Raw genomic sequence first — 20,492 nt, forward strand, 5'->3', positions numbered from 1 at the left:
CTGACATGTTGGTGTAACCCGGTTCAACGTAAGAATCAGCGTAAGCACAGGACAATCGCATAAACGTACGAAGGATCCGCCGTGGTCGGCGCCTGACGTGAGCTCCGCGCAACGCAGGTGTTCAGAGCGGCGGATTCCTTCTGCAACCGCCCTGTGAGAGCTTGGTAACCATGACTTCCGTGACGCGGCGCGGCGAGGATCGGGACGGGGTCCGCAGCGAGCCGCAGGCCGGTGAGCGCGGGTGGCCTGAGTCCGGTGCAGGCGGTTTGGGTGATATGCAAAGTTCGGATCATTCGGGTGCTTCGCACCGTTCGGATGGCTCGTCGGCTGCCTGGCCGGAGCTGGTCGAGGCCGCGCGCGCCTATCGGATCGCCACCGAGTACCACGACTGGCAGGGCAACCGGGTCGAGGTCAGCGCCGAGACCCTGATCGCCGTGCTGGCCGCCTTCGGCGTGGATGCCGCCGATCCCGCCGCGTGCCACGACGCGCTGCGACAGTTGGCGGAGCGTCAGTTCCGTGCCCTGCCACCGTGTGTGGTGGTCCGTCAGGAATCTGAGGGTGCGGGGCCGGCTTCGGAGGCGGCCGCGGTTCCGCGTGTCACGGTGCATGCCTCGTCGAGCTCGCAGCCCACGTTGTGGATCGCGCTGGAAGACGGTGGACGGCGCTACGACGTCGCGCTGCTCGGCGTCGAGCCGACCGAACGGCGTGGCTTGTCCGCTTATACGTTCGCACTGCCGATTGCGCTGCCGATCGGCTGGCACACCCTCCACGCGCGGATCGGCGGCGAGGTCAAGCAGGTCCCGCTCGCCGTCTCGCCGCGCCGGCTCACCACGCCGACCCGGCGCCGCGCCTGGGGCTACACGCTGCAACTGCACTCGCTGCGCTCGCGGCGGTCGTGGGGCATGGGCGACCTCGGTGACCTGGCCGAACTCGCCGCCATCGCCGGGCACGACCTCGGCGCGGGCTTCCTGGTCGTCAACCCGCTGCATGGCGGTAGCGGCGTCCCGCCGCTCGACCCGTCCCCGTACCTGCCGGCGACTCGGCGCTACCCCGATCCGATCCACCTGCGCATCGAATCGGTGCCCGAATACGCCTACGCACCGGCCGAGGTCCGCGAGCAGGTCGACCAGCTCGGTACAGAGCTGCGCAAGCGCAACCTGTCTGACGATCTGATTGATCGCGACCGAGTCTGGGAGGGCAAGACGGCGGCGCTGCGGCTGCTGTACGCGACCCCGCGTACGGCCGGGCGCTCCGCGGCGTACCGCGCATACCTCGTGCGGGAGGGTCGTCCACTCCAACTGCACGCCACCTGGCTGACGCTCGCTCACCTTTATGGGGGAAACAGTGCGGCGTGGCCGGAGACGCTGCGTCACCCGGACCGCGCAGCAGTGCGCGAGCTCGCCGCGGTCCAGCGGGCCGAGATCGACTTCCACTGCTGGCTGCAATGGCTGCTCGACGAGCAGTTGGCGGCGGTCCGTACTGCGTGTGCGCATTCCGGGATGGTGTACGGCGTCTTCCACGACCTGGCCGTCGGCGCCCAGGCCGACGGCGCGGACACCTGGGCCGACCTCGACGTCTACGCGCGCGGCGTCACCATCGGAGCGCCGGCCGACGAGTTCAACCAGCTCGGCCAGGACTGGAGTTCGCGGCCGTGGCGCCCGGACCGGCTGGCCGAGTCCGGATATCTGCCGTATCGCCAGATGCTCGCCGGGGTGCTGCGACACGCCGACGGCCTGCGGATGGACCACGTCATGGCGCTGTTCCGGCTGTGGTGGGTGCCCGCCGGTGCGAAGCCGCACCAGGGCACGTACGTCTACTACGACCACGAGGCGCTGCTGGCCGTCCTCACCCTTGAGGCGCATCGCGCCGGGGCGCTGGTGATCGGCGAGGACCTGGGCACGGTCGAGCCCTGGGTCCGTGACGCGCTGGCCGACCGCGGCATCCTCGGCACCAACGTGCTGTGGTTCGAACGTGACGCCGACGGCGCGCCGCATCCGCCGGGCCGCTGGCGGGAGAACTGCCTGGCCGCGCTGACCACGCACGACCTGCCGCCCGCCGCCGCGCTGCTCACCGGGGCCCACCTGGATCTGCGCGCGCGGCTCGGCCTGCTGACCCGGCCGCTGGAAGAGGAGAAGGAGGCGGACCGGGCCAACGTGCAGGCATGGATCGATCTGCTGCGCGGCTGCGGACTGCTGCGCTCGGGCGCGGGGGAGCAGGAGACGATCGAGGCGCTGCACCGCTTCCTGGCCTGGACGCCCGCGCGGATGATCGGGGTCTACCTGCCCGACGCCGTCGGCGATCTGCGCCCGCACAACCTGCCGGGCACCTCCGGGGACACCTACCCGAACTGGCGGCTGCCCTTGGCCGACTCCGGCGGCCGGCCGCTGCTGCTCGACCAGCTCGCGGGCCATCCGCGGGTCCGTTCGCTGGCCAGGGTGCTGAGCGCACTTGCCTGAGCGCGTCCGCGTGACGTGCCGGCGGATTGTCGCGCGGGCTGCCGGGTGAACCGTCGTACGGAATCCTGCGTTAACTCTCGGCGGAATGCCGACCTGGCCGCGTGACTTGACCGCGGTTGAGCTACCGTTTTCACGTGTCCATCACCACGCTCATCCGCACGACGTCCGCCACTCGGCTGCGCGCCGCGGCGCGGGCCGGGTTCGTCGCCGCGGCGACCAGTGTCCCGCTGCTGGCGGCCTCCGCCGCACTGGCGGCGAATCACCCGTATGACGGAGAAGACTCGGGACCGGGGCTGACGATCCTACAGACGATCGGCATCTACCTCGGGATCCCGCTCGGCCTGTTCCTGCTGATCTCCTTCCTGGTGGTGCTGCCGGGCTGGGCCCGCGGCGACCGCAGCCGCCGCGAAGTCGGCTGGATCCGGCAGAACGGCGCGACCGCGGCCAGCCCGCAGGACGCGGTGCCGACCGGCTCCTCCTCATCGGCCGAACAGCAGGGTGTCACCGCGGGTAAGTCCGCCGGAACCGGTGGGGCCAGTGGTTCCTGGTGACCCCGAGACGGCGGCGGCGGACGTGACCGCGGGCGCCGCGCCGCAACAGCCTGCCGCTCCGGAACACGGTGCCGTTCCGGAGCACAGCGCTGGTCATGAGCATGAGCATGAGCACAGCGCTGGTTATGAACACAGTGCTGGTCATGAACACGGTGCTGGCCAGGGACACAGCGCGGATCATGAACGCAGCGCTGGTCACGAGGAGCGTGCCGGGGCGCGCAACGCCAACGGCAGCGGCAGCGGGTCGGTCGTCGTGCCGTTGGTCGAGTCCACACAGATCCGCCGGGCGATCGCCATCGCGCAGAAGCGCACCGAACTGAACTGGTCGGTCTTCATCGGCACGCTCGGCTCCGACGCCCGCACACAGGCCGAGGCCCGGCACGCCGAACTCGGTCCCACGGCGGCCAAGTCGGTGCTGATCGCGGTCGATCCTGCCGCGCACCGGCTGGAGATCATCACCGGTGCACACGCTCGCAAGCTGCTCGACGACCGTTCCTGCGCACTCGCCGCCGCGGCGATGACGTCTTCGTTCGCGGTCCGTGATCTCGACGGCGGGATCGCCTACGGCATCCTCGCCATGGTCGAGCACGTCCGCAGCGCCGGGTGACCGACCGGTGGTCGGCGCTGCGCGTGGCTTTGTCACACTCTTGGCTCACGCTTACGGCTCACATTCTCGGGCACACGTGAGCCGGATCACACTGGCGGCTTAGTTACCGGCCAGTACACTCCGCAGCAGGAGCGTCGACCACAGCCGTGGCGGCGACGAGCACGCGGAGGGTTCCGACACGATGTCGCACGCCGCAGAATCACGCGCCGCAGCACCGAACACCGCAGGGGCGGCGCAATCCCGGCAGCTCGCGCGTGACCGGCCGTGGGTCATGCGCACCTATGCGGGGCACTCGACCCCGGCGCAGTCCAACGCGCTGTACCGCCGGAACCTGGCCAAAGGGCAGACCGGGCTCTCGGTCGCCTTCGATCTGCCCACCCAGACCGGCTACGACCCCGACGCGGTGCTCGCCGCCGGGGAGGTCGGCAAGGTCGGCGTGCCGATCGCGCACGTCGGCGACGTCGAGGCGCTGTTCGACCGGATCCCGCTGGCCCGGACGAACACCTCGATGACGATCAACGCCACCGCGATGTGGCTGCTCGCGCTCTACCAGGTGGCCGCCGAACGCCAGGGCGCCGACATCAGGGAACTGGCCGGTACCACGCAGAACGACATCGTCAAGGAGTACCTCTCCCGCGGTACGTACGTCTTCCCGCCGGGCCCCTCGCTGCGGCTCACCACCGACCTGATCGCGTACGCCGTGCGCGCGCTGCCGAAGTGGAACCCGATCAACATCTGTAGCTATCACCTACAGGAGGCAGGCGCCGATCCGGTACAGGAGATCGCCTACGCGCTGTCCACCGCCATCGCCGTGCTCGACGCGGTGCGCGACAGCGGGCAGGTCCCGCAGGGGGAGTTCGACCACGTGGTCGAGCGGATCTCCTTCTTCGTCAACGCGGGTGTCCGCTTCGTCGAAGAGCTCTGCAAGATGCGTGCCTTCACCGAGCTCTGGGACGAGATCACCCGCGAACGTTACGGCGTGACCGACCCGATGAAGCGCCGCTTCCGTTACGGCGTCCAAGTCAACTCGCTCGGCCTGACCGAGGCGCAGCCGGAGAACAACGTCGCGCGCATCATGCTGGAGATGCTCGCCGTCACGCTCGCTAAGGGCGCCCGCGCCCGCGCCGTGCAACTGCCCGCGTGGAACGAGGCGCTCGGTCTGCCACGCCCCTGGGACCAGCAGTGGTCGCTGCGCATGCAGCAGGTGCTCGCCTTCGAGTCGGACCTACTCGAATACGGCGACCTGTTCGCCGGCTCCCACGAGGTGGAGGCGAAGACCGCGCAGCTGGCCGCCGCCGCTCGCGCCGAGATCGCGCGCGTGCAGAAGATGGGCGGCGTGGTCGCCGCGGTCGAGTCCGGCTATCTCAAGTCCCGGCTGGTCGCGAACCACGCGGCACGCCGGGCCAGGATCGAGTCCGGTGAGCAGATCGTGATCGGCGTCAACGCCTACACCGAGACCGAACCCAGCCCACTGATCGCAGACCTCGACGCCGCGATCCAGACCGTCGATCCCGGGGTCGAGCAGCACGCGATCAGCGCCGTGGCGCGGTGGCGTGCATCCCGCGACGCGGCCGCCGCCGACGCGGCGCTGGCGAGGCTGACGGCCGACGCGGCCGATCCCGCCGTGAATCTGATGCCTGCGACACTCGACTGTGCCCGCGCCGGCGTGACCACCGGCGAGTGGGCCGGCGCGCTGCGCGCGGTCTTCGGCGAATTCCGCGCGCCCACCGGCATCGGCGCGGACGCGCCGACCGCGAGCGCCTCGTCGCAGCTGGTCGCCCTGCGCGAATACGTACGCGAAACGAGCCGGGAGCGCGGACGGCGGCTGCGCATCCTGGTCGGCAAGCCGGGCCTGGACGGGCACTCCAACGGCGCGGAACAGATCGCGGTCCGGGCGCGTGACGCGGGGTTCGAGGTCGTGTACCAGGGCATCCGGCTCACGCCCGCACAGATCGCCGCGGCGGCGATCGCCGAGGACGTGCACTGCGTCGGCCTTTCCGTGCTCTCCGGCTCACACCTGCGCCTGGTGCCCGACGTGATCGAGCGGCTGCGCGCCGCGGGCGTGACGGACGTGCCGGTGGTGGTCGGCGGAATCATCCCGGACGCCGACGCCAAGGCGCTCAAGGAACTCGGCGTCGCAGAGGTCTTCACGCCGAAGGACTACGACATGACCGAGAGCCTGACCCGGATCGTGGATCTGATCAGGGCGTGCTGAACGGTTCCGCGTGAACGATTCTGCCGACCGGCGCGTTCACCGGTCGGCAGAAAAGGTCACCACTGGTGCATATACGGAGCTGATGGCGAGTCAGGAGCGTCAGGACGCTGCCGGGGCCTCGGCGTGCTCCGCCTCGATGTCGTGCTCCTTGATGAACTCGTCGCCGAGCACCTCGTGCGCGGCCTTCAGGTGGTCGAGGTCCACCTCGCCGTGCTCCGCCGCGTGGCCGTCGAGCGCACCGAGGATGCGGTCGACGGGTCCGTGGTCGCCGCCGAGCCGCTGCTCGGCGTAAACCGCGATGCCCAGCTTCAGGAACAGCTTCGCGCCGTGGCGGTGGATGTTCCACTCCTCGATCGCGTGCTCTGTCTCCTCGAAGGCCTTCTCGGTGACTTCCAGCGCCTTGTCGAACAGGCTCATATCCGGTCCCTCACATCGAGCTGGGAGGCGAGGTGAATCACCGTCCCCCCGGGTCAACACTTCGGCCAGACTTTACCGCCAAAGCGGTGACAGAGCGCCAGGTGCGCCCAGACTGTGACTTCTCCAGTCCCTGGCAGGACTTTGTGTCATCGTCAGTTCACACGTTGCGACCGGCGGGTCGCGACGACGGCTCGGTCGGCTCGGTTACGAGCAGATGGTGCCGTTGACCGCGAAGCTCGACGCGGCGGCGTCGCTCGCGCTCCAGGTGCCTTGAAAGCCGATGCCACTGACCGTCGCGCCTGGGGTGATCGTCGCGTCGTAGGACAGGTTGGTCAGCGTGACCATCTCACCGCTCTGCGTTGCGGCCGCGCCCCACACGCCGGTGATCTTCTGGTCGCCGCCGAAGGTGAAGGTGAGCGTCCAGCCGTTGTCGGCGACGACACCAGTGTTGCTGATACTGACCGCGGCGGTGAAGCCGCCCTGCCACTGGCTCTGCGTGGTGTAGGTCACGTGGCAGGCGATCGGCGGGACCGGCTGAACGATGGCGACCGTCGCAGTGCCCTGAACGTTCACGCCGCTTGAGTTCTCGAAGTTGATGATGCCCTCAAGGCTGGTGGCCGTGCACCCCGAGAAGACCTGGAAGCCGATGGTGCCCGTATACGTGCCGTTCGGCGCGAACGTCACCGACGGCGCGATGGGGTCGATCACCGGGCAGCCCTGCGGGACTCCGGTGGAGGAGCCGGGACCGAGGAAGCGTCCGTATTCGATCAGGTTCGTCGTCACCGACTGGGACGTGCAGTTGACGGCGGTGAAGTTCATCGTCGCGCCCTGTCCCGGCGTGACGCTGGCCGGAGTCATCGAGATCTGTGTGATGTCGATGGTGCCGGTGCACGACGCGGCAGCCGCGCTCGTGCCGCCGACAGCCGCGGCGGCGGTGCCGCCGAAGATCGGAACCGCCAGCAGCAGTGTCGTCGCGATGCCCAGGATCCGGCGCACGTCTCTCTCCCTCGGACTCGTCCTCGAATCGAGCTTGCGGGCATCACCGTGACCGAGCCGCCCGTGCGGTGCAAGGGCGCTCGGACCGCCGCGGTGTCGCAGTCTGCTTTCTTCCTGATGCATGGTTCGGCCGCTGCGATCGGTGCCGAAAGTTGCACCTGTGGTGATCGCAGCGGCCGAGTACCGGGTACTACCGCGTACTACTGATCCCTGTTGCCCGCTACGACTTCCCGGCCGGCACGGACTCGGGTTCGGGCTCGGCGGCGCCCGACTCCTCGGACAGGCCGATCTTCTGGTGTACCCGCTTCAGCACGCCGGGCGCCCACCAGTTCGCCTTACCGCCGCTGATCCGCATGAACGACGGCACCAGCACGCCGCGCACGAGTGAGGAGTCGACCAGCACGGCCAGGGCCAGGCCGAGGCCGAGCATCTTGATGATGGAGATCGAACTGGTGCCGATGCCGATGAAGACGATCGCGACGATCGCCGCCGCGGCGGTGATCACCGGGCCCGTGCGCTGTAGGCCCGTGGCCACCGCGCGCGTGTTGTCGCCGGTGAGCTCGTGCTCCTCCTTGATCCGGGAGAGCAGGAGCACCTGGTAGTCCATGGAGAGCCCGAACGCGATGCAGAACATCAGGACCGGGATGGTGGTGTCGAGCGTCCCGCTGACGACGAAGTCGCCGACGAGCCACCGCAGGTGCCCCTGCTGGAACACGTAGACCATCGCGCCGAACATCGCGGTGAGCGAGAACAGGCTCAGCACGATCGCCTGGAGCGGCAGCACGACGCTGCCGGTGAACAGGAACAGCAGCACGAGCATGGCCAGCACGATCCACGCCCCCGCGATCCACAGCCGGTCGGAGATCGCGTGCTCGGTGTCGACCAGGTCGGCGGACGGGCCGCCGACCATGACCTGGAACGGCGCGGGCACGGCCCGCACCTGCTTCGTCAGCTGCTCTCCCGCGCCCGAGTACGGCTCGATGGCCGTGTTCACCGACAGCCAGGTGCCCGCGCCGCCCTTCGGATCCACGAACTGGCCGCTGGCCGCGGAGGGCGCGGCGACCTGGCGTCCGGCCACGTAGCTGCCGGTCGCGGCGTCGACCCGCACGACTCCGGAGACCCGCGAGAGAGCGGCCGCGTAATCGCCGACCTGCGTCGGGCTCGCGGCGGGCGCGACGACTTCGAGCGCTGACTGCGCCTGCGAGTCGAAGTCGTTGCGGATCGCGTCCGCGACCACGTGCGCCGAGGCGTTGGCGGGCAGCACCCGGTCGTCGGACAGCCCGAAGTTCGCGGACAGGAACGGGACGCCCAGCGCGGTCAACGCGATCAGCAGCGTGAGGCCCACCGATACGGGACGGCGCATGACGCCGCTCGCCAGCCGGTACCACAACCCGGTCTGCGGCGCGGCGGGCTTGCTGCGCCGCACCGCCAGCGCGTCCACGCGCCGGCCCAGCACGGCCAGCAGGGCGGGCAGCACGGTGAGGGCGGCAAGCGCGGTGAGAAGGACGACCGACACCCCGGCGTACGCGAACGACTTCAGGAAGTCGAGTGGGAAGACCACCATCGCGGCCATCGCGAGCGACACGGTCACCGCGGAGAACGCCACGGTCTTGCCCGCGGTGCGCATCGTGGTCAGCAGCGCGGCCCGCGGGTCCTTCCCGTCGTGCAGTTCCTCGCGATATCGGGTGATGATGAACAGACTGTAGTCGAGCGCCAGGCCGACGCCCAGGGCGGTGGTCAGGTTCAGCGCGAACACCGAGACCGGCGTGAACATCACGGTGAGGCGCAGCGCGAGCAGCGTGCCCAGCACGGAGAATCCGCCCAGGAGCAGCGGCAGGAACGAGGCCACGAGGCCGCGGAAGACGATGATCTGTAGGATCAGCGTGATCGGGAAGGCGATCGCCTCGCCCTTGATCAGGTCGTCCTGGCTCTGCGTGTCGGCTTGGGCGTTCACCGGGCCGCTGCCGCCGACCTGCACGGACAGGACTCCGGCCTTGCCGGAGTAGGCCGAGATCAGCGCGTTGGACCTGCTGTCCATCTTGGTGTCGTCGACCGTGACCCGGGCCAGTATCAGGGCGCTGCTTCCGTCGTGGCTGCGCAGGCCGGCCGCGCCGGTCGTCCAGTAAGAGACCACGTCGGTGACGTCGTGTTCGGCGGCGAGGCGCTTGGTCAGGGCCACACCGTCGCGCGCGGCGGCCGGGTCGTCCACCCCGCCGGTCGGCGCCTTCACCAGCAGCAGAAAGTTCGAATCACCCACGCCGTACTTGGCGGCCAGCAGCGACTCGGCCCGCGTCGACTCGGCGGACGGGTCGTTGTACCCGCTCGTCGTCAGTTGTCCGACCACCGAAGCGCCGAACAGGACGGAGAAGACGGCGAAACCGAGCGCAGCGACCAGTACCAGCCATCTGCGTGCGATCAGCGTGCCGCCCAGCCGTTCCAGAAACCCCGTCATGACCCTACATTCCCTTCACGTCGTGGAATCGGCCGTGCGTCACCGTCCTACCCGCGTTTCGCAGTCGGCAGACACACAATGCAGAACGCACAAATCGGAACGATCAGGTAGCTGAGAGTTGGTCAGATGGTAGAGAGCGAATGATGCCCGGGTAACCGCAGCTGTCTGAAACAGATGGAACGGCTGTTCACGGCGCTGTACCTGAAGGAAACGGGCCAGTGATGCCACGGCCCGATTGGCGTTTCCTCTATATCAGTTTTCTTGGTCCGATGTCCATGGATCAAGGAAAGATAGGCGCGTAGCGTACTGCCGTCGCCGCGACTTCGGAACGCAACTTCCGGACCGGAAATTGGAAAGCGCTTTCAGAACAAGGTGCCTTCGCGCTCCATGCCGCGCAGCGCGTCGTAGTCGAGCACCACGCACCGCATCCCCCGGTCCTCGGCGAGGGTGCGGGCCTGCGGCGCGATGGCCTGCGCCGCCAGGATGCCGCCGACCGGTGCCAGCAGCGGGTCGCGATTGAGTAAGTCAAGGTACCGAGACAGCTGTTCGACCGCGTCGATGGTCGCCCGGCGCTTGATCTCCACGGCGGTGGCGCCGCCGTCGGCGTCACGGCACAGGATGTCCACCGGGCCGATCGGCGTCGGGTACTCGCGGCGCACCAGCCGCCAGCCCTTGCCCAGTATTTCGATCTGCTCGGCCAGCAGCACCTGGAGATGCGACTCGACGCCGTCCTTGCGCAGGCCGGGGTCCACCCCGAGGTCGTGCGCCGAGTCGTGGAAGATCTCTTCGATGCTGATGATCAGCTGCTCGCCGGCCTTGTTGGCGACCGTCCACACGCCGCCCTCGGCCCGCTCCTCCTGCCTGAGCGTGCAGGGCGGGGACATCCAGTTCAGCGGCTTGTACGAGCCTCCGTCGGAGTGAACCAGGACACTGCCGTCCGCTTTGACGATCAGCAGGCGGCGGGCGCTGGGCAGGTGGGCGGCGAGCCGCCCCGCGTAGTCCACGCTGCACTGGGCGATGACGAGGCGCATGGTTCGAAACCCTAACGCCTCGGTGCCCGGCCCGGTCGCGCCGCCGACCGAGTGGGAGGGCGCGCGCCAGTCGCCGGGCGCTGTGGACGTCCACTGAGTGAGCCGACGGGCCGTCAGTCGTCTGGTGAGGCGCGAATGCGTAGCGGGCATGCCTCAAGGTGTGAAGCGCGTTGTGTCGGGCCATTGAATTGATGTGAGCGTGACGAGGCCGTGATCCAACAGTGATCCAGCAGTCCGGCAGTGCGGTGACGACCGGAGGTGAGGTGGGACCGATGTCCTTGGACGTCTCGGCCGAGTTGTTGGCTGCGGCGGAGGTGGGGGAGGTGACCGACGAGCAGTTCGCCGAGTGCATACGCACCTCGTTGCCGTACGCCTGGCAGCTGGTCAGCCGGCTGTCGACCCGGCTGCATGTCGAAGGCGGGCCGTTCGCCGACAACACCGCCGCGCCGGCGAGTGAGGACGAGTGCGGACAGCTGCTGCGCGCGCTGGCCTCCGATTCCGTGCGCGGCTGCCTGGAGCGCTACTTCGGCGTCCGGCTGGCCTTCCAGAACTGCCATCGGGTCGCCGTCTTCCCGGCCGCCGAGGGGCAGCCGGGTATGCAGTCCGGCGCCTATCTCCGCTTCGTCTCCATGCGCGAGCAACTGCTGAACCAGTCGCCGGACCTGCGTGACTGCTGACCCGGCTCAGTTGACCGACGGTCGACGTGAACCGCCGGACCTGACGACGCGCGTGCTTGTGGAGAGGAAGTGGTCGATCGAGCCGACGGTGTTCCGTCACCGAGAGGCGGGGAGCCGCCGTCCTGGCGGTCTGCGGCGCAGTGGAGGGCGCCGCGGGGAAGAGCCGCAGGACGACGACGGTGAATGGAGGATGGTGCGGGCCGGGCCGGACGTATGAGGGTGCATCCGGCCCGGCCCGTGCCGATCAGTGCCCGTACTGATTCGTGAGCGCGCCGGGTTCGTGAGCGCACCGGGTTCGCGAGGGCGCTGGGTTCGTAAGGGCACTGGGCTTGTGAGGGCGCTGGGTTTGTGAGGGCAACTGGTTCGCGTTGGCACTGGGTTCGCGCGGGTACTGGGCCGCGCGAGTACGGGGTTCCCGGGCGTGAGCATGCTCACAGCGCTCGCGACTTGGGCTCCCAACTCTGGCGGAACCGGGCTCCACTGGACATACTCGTGGGTAACAAAGCGCCCAGCAGGGCCGGTGCCACGCGCCGGGTACGGCGGGCGACTTCTTCTCGATCACCCAGGGAGTGCGCGATGGGGCGCGAAATCGGCACGGTCGGCGTCGTCGGACTCGGCACGATGGGCGCCGGCATCGCGGAGGTGATGGCCCGCAACGGCCTGCGGGTGCGCGCGGTGGAGATCGACGCCGCGGCGTTGAACCGGGGCCGCGCGCACGTCGCGCACTCGACCCGCCGCGCGGTCGCCAAGGGCAAGCTGACCACTGACGGGGCCGCCGCGCTGCTCGACCGGATCCGCTACACCGTGGACCTGTCCGAGCTGGTCGACTGCGATCTGGTGGTCGAGGCGATCCCGGAGCGGCTCGAACTCAAGCGGGAGCTGTTCAAGCGGCTCGACGGCATCTGCTCGGCCGAGACGATCTTCGCCACGAACACCTCCTCGCTGTCGGTGACCGAGATCTCGGTGGCCACCTCGCGGCCCGCGCGGGTGGTCGGCCTGCACTTCTTCAATCCGGCGCCGGTGATGCGGCTGGTCGAGGTGGTGCGCACGGTGGTCACCGACCCCGGCGTGCTGGCCGACGTCGAGGCGCTGGCGGCGCGGCTCGGCAAGTCCCCGGTCACCATCGGCGACAAGGAGGGCTTCATCGCCAACGCGCTGCTGTTCGGCTACCTCAACCACGCCGCGTCGATGTACGAGGCCAGATACGCCACGCGCGAGGACGTCGACGCCGCGATGCGCCTCGGCTGCGGCCTGCCGATGGGCCCGTTGGCGCTGCTCGACCTGATCGGCCTGGACACCGCGTACGAGATCCTCGACACGATGTACAAGCAGTCCCGCAACCGGCTGCACGCCCCGGCGCCGATCTTCAAGCAGATGAAGACCGCGGGGCTGCTCGGCCGCAAGACCGGGCGCGGCTTCTTCACCTACGAGCAGGCTGACGTGCCGGCCGTGGTGCCGGACGCGCTCACACCGCCGCCGGGGCAGCGCACCGAGGGGGCGCGGTCGGTTTCGCGGATCGCGGTGGTCGGCTCGGGCACGATGGCCAACGGCATCGCCGAGGTCATGGCGAAGGCCGGTTACGCCACCGTGCAGATCGCGCGCAGCGAGGAGAAGGCGCAGGCCTCGCGGGCCAGGATCGCCCGCTCGCTGGGGCGCGCGGCGGAGAGGGGCAAGCTGACGGCCGAGGAGCGTGAGGCCGCGCTGGCCCGGCTGACGTCGAGCGGCACGCTCGGCGACGCGGCGGACTGCGACCTCGTCGTCGAGGCGGTGGCCGAGGACCTCGGCGTGAAGGTGGCGCTGTTCAAGGACCTCGACGCGCTGTGCAAGCCGGGGGCGGTGCTCGCCACCACGACGTCGAGCCTGCCGGTGATCGAGTGCGCGATGGCGACCGGGCGTCCGCGCGACGTCGTGGGCATCCACTTCTTCAACCCGGCGCCGGTGATGAAGCTGGTCGAGGTGGTGCGCACGGTGGCCACCGGCGAGGACGTGCTGGCCACCGCGCACGAGGTGTGCGCACGGCTCGGCAAGCACGCGGTGGACTGCGGCGATCGGGCCGGCTTCATCGTCAATGCCCTGCTGTTCCCGTATCTCAACGACGCGGTGCGGATGCTTGAGGCGCACTACGCGACCGCCGACGGGATCGACACCGCGATGAAGCTCGGCTGCGGTTACCCGATGGGACCGTTCGAACTGCTCGACGTCGTCGGCCTGGATGTCGCGCTGGCCATCGAGCGGGCGCTCTATCTGGAGTTCCGCGAGCCCGGCTTCGCGCCGGCGCCGCTGCTTGAGCACCTGGTGACCGCCGGGTATCTCGGCCGCAAGACCGGCAGGGGTTTTCGCGACCACGAGTCGTGACAGTGATGAGGGCTCTTCGACCTTAACCGTGGCCTTATGGGCGGCTGTAGGCTCGTCCGCCGCTGCGCGTCGGCCGACCCTGCGCCGCCGGCCACGGTCAAGCTCGAAGAGCGGCGATGAGCGGTAACCGCGAAGCCGTAATCTGGAACCGTGAACCCGAGGAGGAACGAGCCGCACGGCGGGGGCGGCGGTCGTTCGTCCGGCCGTCCCGAGCCGCGCGACATCGAGAAGGCCTTCGGGTATCAGCGGGTCGAGTCGGCCCGTGACGGCGACTGGATCGTGCGGTCGGTGTCCGGGGCGGGCAGCGCGAAGACCTACCGCTGTCCCGGCTGCGACCAGGAGATCAGGCCCGGCGTTCCGCACCTGGTGGCCTGGCCCGCCGACGGCGGGGAGGCGGCCTGGCACGGCGGCGGAGGACTGGACGACCGGCGCCACTGGCACACGCCGTGCTGGAACGCCCGCCTCCGCCGTCGTTGACGGCTCTTCGAACTCGATCGTGGCCTTGCGTGCGGCTGTGGGTTCGTCCGCCGCCGCGCGTCGGCCGACCCGGCGCCGTCGGCCATGGTCGAGTTCGAAGAGGCCCGTTGATGCTCCGTCAGGTCACGCGTCCCGCCGCACCAGGAACCAGGCGGCCAGGGCGAGCAGCGCCGCCGTCCACAGCCCGAAGACCCCGAAGCCCTGCCAGGCGGTCAGGATCTGGTCCTTCGGGTAGATCTGCATGATCTGCTGGCCGGCGTTGGTCGGCAGGTACGCCGAGACGTGCTTGCCGATACTGCCGGGCAGCAGCCCGGTGAGCGGCACCAGCACCAGAACCAGCGCGATGACCGTGGTGATCGCCCCGGCGGTGTGCCGGATCAGCTGTCCGACGGCCAGCGCGAACAGTCCCAGCACGGCGAGGTACAGCCCCGAGCCGATCACCGCGCGCATGACGTACGGGTCGCTGAGCGAGGTGTGCACCTTGGAGGACAGGATCTGCTTGCCGAGGAAGTAGCTGGCGAAGGCGAGCGCCTCACCGATCACGAACACCGGAGTGGTGAAGACCACGCACTTGGCGGCCAGGGTGCGCAGCCGGTGCGGGGAGGCCAGCAGGGTCGAGCGGATCATCCCCGTCGAGTACTCCGACGTGGCGACCAGCACGCCGAGCACGCAGATCGCCAGCTGCCCGAGGAACAGGCCGCTGCCGAGGATCTGCGGCACCGGGTCGAGCTGGGCCTGAGCCTGGTCCTCCGGCTTCATCTGCGACCACTGCTGCACGGTCAGGAAGGTGAACAGCGACGTGAAGCCGATCACCGCCACGATCAGGATCGCGAAGGACCAGACCGTCGAGCGGACCGTGCGCAGCTTGGTCCATTCCGCGGTGAGCAGCCGGCCGAAGTTGGCGTGTCCGGTGCCCACCGTGGGCCGGGTGATCGTGCCGCCGCTCATCGCGCGCTCCCTTCCGGGACGCTGTCGTCCTTCGGGGTGGCGCCGTCGACGTTCGCGCCCTGCGACGCATCCCGGGCCGGCACGGCGTCCGGGGCGTGGAACTGGACATCGGACTTGGTCAGCTCCATGAACGCCGCCTCCAGTGAGGTCTGCTGCGGAGACAACTCGTGCAGCACGATCCCGCGAGCGGCGGCCGCCTCGCCGATCGCCGGCGCGCCGGCGCCGCTGACCAGCAGCGCGCCGTCCTGCCGTGCGGTGATGGTGACCGTGTCGCCGCGCAGCGCCTCGGCCAGCTGCTCGGCCTGCGGCGAGCGGACGAGCACCATGTTGTCCGAGTAGCGCGCGATGAAGTCGTTCATCGAGGTGTCCGCGATCAGCCGGCCGCGGCCGATGACGATCACGTGGTCCGCGGTGACCGCCATCTCGTTCATCAGGTGCGAGGAGACGAAGACCGTGCGGCCCTCGGCGGCCAGCTGCTTGAGCAGGTTCCTGATCCAGACGATGCCCTCGGGGTCGAGCCCGTTGACCGGCTCGTCCAGGATCAGCAGCTTGGGGTCGCCGAGCAGCGCGGCGGCGATGCCGAGCCGCTGGCCCATGCCGAGCGAGAAGCCCTTGGTCCGCTTCTTCGCCACGCCGGACAGGCCGACCAGCTCCAGCACCTCGTTCACCCGGGCCCGCGGAACGCCCTGCGTCTGCGCGAGGTACAGCAGGTGGTTGAACGCGGTGCGGCCGGGATGCACCGCCCGCGCTTCGAGCAGTGCGCCGACGTAGCGCAGCGGGTCCGGCAGCTCGCGGTAGCGCTTGCCGTCGATCAGCGCGCCGCCGGAGGTCGGCCGGTCGAGGCCGAGGATCAGCCGCATGGTGGTGGACTTGCCGGCCCCGTTCGGCCCGAGGAAGCCGGTGATCCGTCCCGGCTCCACGGTGAAGCTGAGATGGTCCACGGCTGTGGTGTCCCCGTACCGCTTCACCAGATCTTTGACTTCGATCATTGGTACCCCCTATCGCCCCTCATCTTTCCATCTCCTGTCGGATGACACAGCTTCAGATGGCACGGCTTCAGATGGCACGGCTGTTCGGATGACGCAGCGGCCGGTGCACAGCCTTTGGATGCTGTGCGCCGGCCGCCAGAGGATGCCGCGGTTGAGTGCGTGTACCCGCTTACGTCCCGTTGGCGTCCGCTTACGCGTCGCGCTTGCGGAAAACGTACATGCCGATCAGTACCGCCACCACTCCATAGATCATGAACACGCCGAAGCCGGTCCATGCGCCCAGGTCCGTTCCGCGTACGTGCTGGGTCGCCCAGGCCTGCCCGCCGGAGTTGAACGGCAGCCACTTGTTGAAGTGGCTCTGCCAGTTGTCCGGCAGGAAGCTGGCGATGATCGTCACCACGAACAGCAGTCCGACGCCGGTGGTGATCGCGCCCGCGGTGTGCCGCAGGATCGCGCCGATGCCGAAGGCCAGGATCGCCGAGCCGGCCAGGTACAGGCCGCCGCCGATCACCGCCTGCATCGCGTGCGGGCTGCTCAGCGAGAGCGCGATGCCCTTGCCGCGCCAGAACGAGGAGTCGATCAGGAACGACGCGAACGAGATGATCTCGCCGATCACGAACGCGACCGCCGAGACGACCAGGAACTTGGACCAGAACACCGGGGTGCGCCGCGGCTGCGCCGTCAGGGCGGTGCGGATCATCCCGGTGGAGTACTCCGAGGTGATCGCCAGCGCGCCGAACACCACCATGATCAGCTGGCCGAGGATGATGCCGAACATCGAGCGCTGGGTCAGGTCCTCGGCGGCCAGCCTCGCCGGGCTCGCGGTGGTGTTGTGCGCGCGGCCCCAGTTGCCCAGCACGCTGATGCCGACGGTGACCACGACCGCGGTGCTCAGCGTCCACATGGTGGAGCGCACCGAGCGGATCTTCGTCCACTCCGAGTGCAGCGCGCCGCCGAATCCGGCCCGGCCCGACGCGGCCGGCAGCGGGGTGAGCCCGCCGAGGGCGGAGGTCGAGACGGTCACGAGAGGCCTCCCTGCCGGTCCGCGCCGGCGGCGGCAGCGGCGGCGATGTGGTCGTGCGCGCCGGCCGGCTGGCCGGGCACCGCGGCGTGGTACTCCACGCTGTCCTTGGTCAGTTCCATGAACGCCTGCTCAAGCGACGCCTGGATCGGCGAGAGCTCGTGCACCCGGATCTGGTTGTCGAAGGCCAGGTCGCCGATGTCCGTCATGCCGAGGCGGGTGATGCGCAGCGCGTCGTCGCCGTCGTGCACGGCCAGGCCGCCCTTGCCGGCGACCAGCCCGGCGAGGCGGTCGCGCTCCGGGGTCTTGACCCGGATGGTCAGCTCGGAGTTCTGGTCGATGAACTCCTGCACGGTGCAGTCCGCGACCAGCCGGCCGCGGCCGATCACGATCAGGTGGTCGGCGGTGTTCTCCATCTCGCTCATCAGGTGCGAGGAGACGAAGACGGTGCGGCCCTCCTCGGCCAGCGCCTTCATCAGGTTCCTGATCCAGAGGATGCCCTCCGGGTCGAGCCCGTTGACCGGCTCGTCGAACATCAGCAGCCTGGGGTCGCCGAGCAGCGCCCCGGCGATGCCGAGCCGCTGGCTCATGCCGAGCGAGAAGCCGCGCGAGCGCTTGCGCGCCACCTCGGGCAGGCCGACCAGGTCGAGCACCTCGCCGACCCGGGACTTGGGCAGGTTGTTGGTCTGCGCCAGGCACAGCAGGTGGTTGTACGCGCTGCGGCCGCCGTGGACGGCCTTCGCGTCGAGCAGCGCGCCCACCTGGCGCATCGGGTACGCGGCCTGCACGAACGGCCGGCCGTCCACCGTCACCGTGCCGGAGGTGGGGGCGTCGAGGCCGAGGATCAGCCGCATCGTGGTGGACTTGCCCGCTCCGTTCGGGCCAAGGAAGCCGGTCACCTGGCCCGGTTTCACGGTGAACGACAGGTCGTCCACCGCCAGCCGGTCGCCGTACCGCTTCGTGAGGCCTCTCGCCTCGATCATCGTGTTAATTCCCTCGTTGAGTCCATGAATATGGCCCGTCGAAGCCGTGGTCGATCAGGAGTCGTGCTTGATCGGAACCGCGCTCGAACAGAAACCGTGGTCGAAGAGCGGCCGTCGATCGTTCTCGCAGGCCGCGCTTCACCGTAACGGCTGCGCAAGCCCGGACTCGTCCACCTGAGGGACGGTATTTGCCTGACACCGCGCTACGCCTTCAGGAGGACCCGCCCCGTAGGGTGGACACCGAGATGACTACCGAGATCACCGCGCACACGATCCTGCCGGCCCGCCGCGAGCCGATCGAACTGGAGACCGCCGACGGGCTCACCCTGGTCGGCGAGCTCGCGCTGCCCGCGGACCGCGAGCCGGCGGCCACCCTGGTCACCTTCCACCCGCTGCCGACCGCCGCCGGGATGATGGACAGTCACGTGCTTCGCAAGGCGGCCTGGCGGCTGCCCGCACTGGCGGGCCTCGCGGTGCTGCGCTTCAACACCCGCGGCACGGCCTCGGCGCGCGGGCGCAGCGAGGGCGAGTTCGGCGGGGGCGTCGCGGAGCAGTACGACGTGGCCGCCGCCTTCGAGTTCGCCGAGGGTCTCAATCCGTTCGGCCGGCAACTGCCGAACCTGTGGGCGCTCGGCTGGTCCTTCGGCAGCGAACTGGTGCTCAAGTACGGTTGCGAGCCGGACGTGCTCGGCGCGATCCTGCTCTCCCCGCCGCTGCACCGAGCGCAGGACGAGCACCTGAAGGCCTGGGGCGCCTCAGGTAAGCCGGTGACCGTCCTCGTCCCCGAGTTCGACGACTACCTACGCCCGGCGCAGGCCCGCGAGCGCTTCTCCCTCATCCCACAGGCGGAGATCGTCGCGGTGGAGGGCGCGAAGCACCTGTGGGTCGGCGAGAAGTACGTGCGGATCGCGCTCGACGAAATCGTCCGGCGGGTCAATCCGTCCGCCGGGCCGCTGCCGATCGAGTGGGATGGCCCGTACGAGAAGTACACAGCGCCGATCGGATGACGGCGGGGGCCGATCGGCTCACGAGCTGTCCTGACGCGGCAGCAGCACCTCGCGCACGATGTAGATCACCCCGGCCGACAGCGGGATGGCCAGCAGCGCCCCGACCACGCCGAGCAGCGCGGCCCCGATCAGCGCGGCTATCACCGCGATCATCGGCGGCACGTCCACCGAACGGGCCATCACCCTCGGGTAGACCACGAAGTTCTCGAACTGCTGGTAGACCACGAAGAAGATCCCGGCGGCCACCGCCTCGGCCGGCGAGTCGAACAGCACCACGAGGGTCACGATCACCGCGCCCATCGTCGCGCCGACCAGCGGGATGAAGTCGGTCAGCGCGATCAGCAGCGCCAGCGGCAGCATGTACGGCACCCCGAGCACCGCCAGCATCAGGTACGCGGCCAGGCCCGCCAGCGCGGCGACCGTCACCGCGCCGGAGACGTAGCCGCCGACCCGGGTCAGCACGCCGTCGGCCAGCTCCCCGACCCGCGCCCGCCGGGAGGCCGGGATCAGCTGGTAGGCGGACTGCTTGATCGTGGGCAGTGAGACCAGGAAGTAGAGCGTCATCACCAGCACGGTGAACGCCTTGAACACCGACGAGACCAGGAACTCGCCGAAGCCGAGGACGCCGCCGGCGATCATCTTCGCGGTGTCCGCCTGCGAGAGCAGGCTCTGGAGCCTGCCGACCACGTTGTACTTGGCGTCGACGCGCCGCATCGTCGGGTTCTGGCTCAGCTGCTGCAACTGGTGCGGCAGCGAGGCGATCAGGCTGGAGGTCTGCTCGGCCAGCGGCTGCGCGATGGCCGTGACGAAACCGGCGAACAGCAGCAGGCAGCCGCCCGCGACGATCAGGACCGCCCGGCGCCGCGGCAGCCCGCGCGCGGTCAGCCGCTCCACGAAGGGGTCGAGGCCGACCGCGAGGAACAGCGCCACCGCGATCAACTCGGTCACGCCGGTCAGCGAGACCAGCGCCTCAGCCAGGTAGTAGGCCAGGATCAGGCCGAGGCCGCCGACGAACCCGACGTAGTACGGATGCGAGCGCCGCACCGGTCGGCCGGGCTGACGCCGCACCTGCTGCGCCGACCCGTCGCCCGCCGTCGCCCACTCCTGCCGCGCCCGGGCCGGGCCCGCCTGCGTAGCCGCTTCTACGTCTTCTGTCGCGTTCTCTACAGAGCCTTCCACATCCGGCGCCGCACCGGCCTGTACGGGCACCTGAGCTTCTCCGGGCACACCGGCCTGCCCTGGCACACTGACCTGTCCGTGCGCCACCGGCTCGCTCGGGGCGAGCTCGGAGGCCTCTTCGACGGACATAC

17 protein-coding genes are annotated in these 20,492 nt (G+C 69.6%); 8 read left to right on the forward strand and 9 right to left on the reverse strand.

What is annotated here, in order from left to right:
- Window positions 1-275: 275 nt before the first annotated feature.
- The 4 genes from malQ (at window position 276) to VGS97_RS14915 (ending at window position 5,829) form a co-directional block, all read left to right on the forward strand.
- Complete coding sequence (malQ, locus tag VGS97_RS14900) at window positions 276-2,456, forward strand: 4-alpha-glucanotransferase (RefSeq protein ID WP_326854091.1); 2,181 nt, start codon at window positions 276-278, stop codon at window positions 2,454-2,456.
- A gap of 134 nt (window positions 2,457-2,590) precedes the next feature.
- Window positions 2,591-3,007 (forward strand): hypothetical protein, encoded by a 417-nt coding sequence (locus VGS97_RS14905; protein ID WP_326854092.1) that lies wholly within the window; start codon window positions 2,591-2,593, stop codon window positions 3,005-3,007.
- Window positions 2,985-3,614 (forward strand): DUF5130 family protein, encoded by a 630-nt coding sequence (locus VGS97_RS14910; protein ID WP_326854094.1) that lies wholly within the window; start codon window positions 2,985-2,987, stop codon window positions 3,612-3,614. The genes VGS97_RS14905 and VGS97_RS14910 overlap by 23 nt, the downstream gene beginning before the upstream one ends.
- Window positions 3,615-3,795: 181 nt before the next feature.
- Window positions 3,796-5,829: a protein meaA gene (locus tag VGS97_RS14915; RefSeq protein WP_326854095.1), complete on the forward strand. Its 2,034-nt coding sequence runs from the start codon at window positions 3,796-3,798 to the stop codon at window positions 5,827-5,829.
- Window positions 5,830-5,928: 99 nt separating this feature from the next.
- On the opposite strand, the gene VGS97_RS14920 is transcribed toward VGS97_RS14915, so the two are convergent.
- The 4 genes from VGS97_RS14920 to nucS all read right to left on the reverse strand — a co-directional run bounded on the left by VGS97_RS14920 (window position 5,929) and on the right by nucS (window position 10,725).
- Window positions 5,929-6,246, reverse strand: coding sequence for a hypothetical protein (locus tag VGS97_RS14920; protein ID WP_326854097.1), 318 nt, complete (start codon window positions 6,244-6,246; stop codon window positions 5,929-5,931).
- A 204-nt stretch (window positions 6,247-6,450) separates the two neighbouring features.
- Window positions 6,451-7,242 (reverse strand): cellulose binding domain-containing protein, encoded by a 792-nt coding sequence (locus tag VGS97_RS14925; protein WP_326854098.1) that lies wholly within the window; start codon window positions 7,240-7,242, stop codon window positions 6,451-6,453.
- Between the two features lie 220 nt (window positions 7,243-7,462).
- Complete coding sequence (locus VGS97_RS14930; protein WP_326854099.1) at window positions 7,463-9,694, reverse strand: MMPL family transporter; 2,232 nt, start codon at window positions 9,692-9,694, stop codon at window positions 7,463-7,465.
- A gap of 362 nt (window positions 9,695-10,056) precedes the next feature.
- Entirely contained in the window at window positions 10,057-10,725 is a 669-nt protein-coding gene (gene nucS, locus VGS97_RS14935; protein WP_326854101.1) for an endonuclease NucS, read from the reverse strand.
- A 272-nt stretch (window positions 10,726-10,997) separates the two neighbouring features.
- Here nucS and VGS97_RS14940 point away from each other — a divergent pair, with 272 nt between their 5' ends.
- From VGS97_RS14940 to VGS97_RS14950, 3 genes are all read left to right on the forward strand, one after another.
- Window positions 10,998-11,402 (forward strand): SCO5389 family protein, encoded by a 405-nt coding sequence (locus VGS97_RS14940; protein WP_326854103.1) that lies wholly within the window; start codon window positions 10,998-11,000, stop codon window positions 11,400-11,402.
- A 576-nt stretch (window positions 11,403-11,978) separates the two neighbouring features.
- The gene (locus VGS97_RS14945; RefSeq protein WP_326854104.1) at window positions 11,979-13,757 is read left to right on the forward strand and encodes a 3-hydroxybutyryl-CoA dehydrogenase; all 1,779 of its coding nucleotides are present in this window, start codon (window positions 11,979-11,981) and stop codon (window positions 13,755-13,757) included.
- A gap of 150 nt (window positions 13,758-13,907) precedes the next feature.
- Entirely contained in the window at window positions 13,908-14,234 is a 327-nt protein-coding gene (locus VGS97_RS14950; RefSeq protein WP_326854106.1) for a hypothetical protein, read from the forward strand.
- 123 nt (window positions 14,235-14,357) lie between these two features.
- Here VGS97_RS14950 and VGS97_RS14955 read toward each other — a convergent pair whose 3' ends face one another.
- The 4 genes from VGS97_RS14955 to VGS97_RS14970 form a co-directional block, all read right to left on the reverse strand.
- Window positions 14,358-15,182 carry an ABC transporter permease gene (locus VGS97_RS14955; RefSeq protein ID WP_326854107.1) on the reverse strand — a complete coding sequence of 275 codons (825 nt, stop codon included), beginning with the start codon at window positions 15,180-15,182 and terminating at the stop codon, window positions 14,358-14,360.
- The gene (locus tag VGS97_RS14960; RefSeq protein ID WP_326854109.1) at window positions 15,179-16,171 is read right to left on the reverse strand and encodes an ABC transporter ATP-binding protein; all 993 of its coding nucleotides are present in this window, start codon (window positions 16,169-16,171) and stop codon (window positions 15,179-15,181) included. The genes VGS97_RS14955 and VGS97_RS14960 overlap by 4 nt, the downstream gene beginning before the upstream one ends.
- 190 nt (window positions 16,172-16,361) lie before the next feature.
- Window positions 16,362-17,195, reverse strand: a complete 834-nt coding sequence (locus tag VGS97_RS14965) for an ABC transporter permease subunit (RefSeq protein WP_326854111.1) — start codon at window positions 17,193-17,195, stop codon at window positions 16,362-16,364.
- Entirely contained in the window at window positions 17,192-18,175 is a 984-nt protein-coding gene (locus VGS97_RS14970) for an ABC transporter ATP-binding protein (protein ID WP_326854112.1), read from the reverse strand. The genes VGS97_RS14965 and VGS97_RS14970 overlap by 4 nt, the downstream gene beginning before the upstream one ends.
- 245 nt (window positions 18,176-18,420) lie before the next feature.
- On the opposite strand from VGS97_RS14970, the gene VGS97_RS14975 reads away from it, so the two are divergent.
- On the forward strand, window positions 18,421-19,182 hold the full coding sequence (locus tag VGS97_RS14975; protein WP_326854113.1) for an alpha/beta hydrolase: 762 nt from the start codon (window positions 18,421-18,423) through the stop codon (window positions 19,180-19,182).
- Window positions 19,183-19,200: 18 nt separating this feature from the next.
- Here VGS97_RS14975 and VGS97_RS14980 read toward each other — a convergent pair.
- Window positions 19,201-20,492: AI-2E family transporter (locus VGS97_RS14980; protein WP_326854115.1), on the reverse strand; the 1,292-nt coding region annotated here is incomplete at its 5' end.

The sequence above is a fragment of the Actinocrinis sp. genome (assembly GCF_035946395.1).
In the GTDB taxonomy this organism is placed as follows: domain Bacteria; phylum Actinomycetota; class Actinomycetes; order Streptomycetales; family Catenulisporaceae; genus Actinocrinis.

Bases quoted from the DNA above. Each gene is read 5' to 3' on its own strand.
- malQ (WP_326854091.1), top strand. From the start codon at position 276: ATGCAAAGTTCGGATCATTCGGGTGCTTCGCACCGTTCGGATGGCTCG.
- VGS97_RS14915 (WP_326854095.1), top strand. From the start codon at position 3,796: ATGTCGCACGCCGCAGAATCACGCGCCGCAGCACCGAACACCGCAGGG.
- VGS97_RS14920 (WP_326854097.1), bottom strand. From the start codon at position 6,246: ATGAGCCTGTTCGACAAGGCGCTGGAAGTCACCGAGAAGGCCTTCGAG.
- VGS97_RS14930 (WP_326854099.1), bottom strand. From the start codon at position 9,694: ATGACGGGGTTTCTGGAACGGCTGGGCGGCACGCTGATCGCACGCAGA.
- nucS (WP_326854101.1), bottom strand. From the start codon at position 10,725: ATGCGCCTCGTCATCGCCCAGTGCAGCGTGGACTACGCGGGGCGGCTC.
- VGS97_RS14940 (WP_326854103.1), top strand. From the start codon at position 10,998: ATGTCCTTGGACGTCTCGGCCGAGTTGTTGGCTGCGGCGGAGGTGGGG.
- VGS97_RS14945 (WP_326854104.1), top strand. From the start codon at position 11,979: ATGGGGCGCGAAATCGGCACGGTCGGCGTCGTCGGACTCGGCACGATG.
- VGS97_RS14955 (WP_326854107.1), bottom strand. From the start codon at position 15,182: ATGAGCGGCGGCACGATCACCCGGCCCACGGTGGGCACCGGACACGCC.
- VGS97_RS14960 (WP_326854109.1), bottom strand. From the start codon at position 16,171: ATGATCGAAGTCAAAGATCTGGTGAAGCGGTACGGGGACACCACAGCC.
- VGS97_RS14970 (WP_326854112.1), bottom strand. From the start codon at position 18,175: ATGATCGAGGCGAGAGGCCTCACGAAGCGGTACGGCGACCGGCTGGCG.
- VGS97_RS14975 (WP_326854113.1), top strand. From the start codon at position 18,421: ATGACTACCGAGATCACCGCGCACACGATCCTGCCGGCCCGCCGCGAG.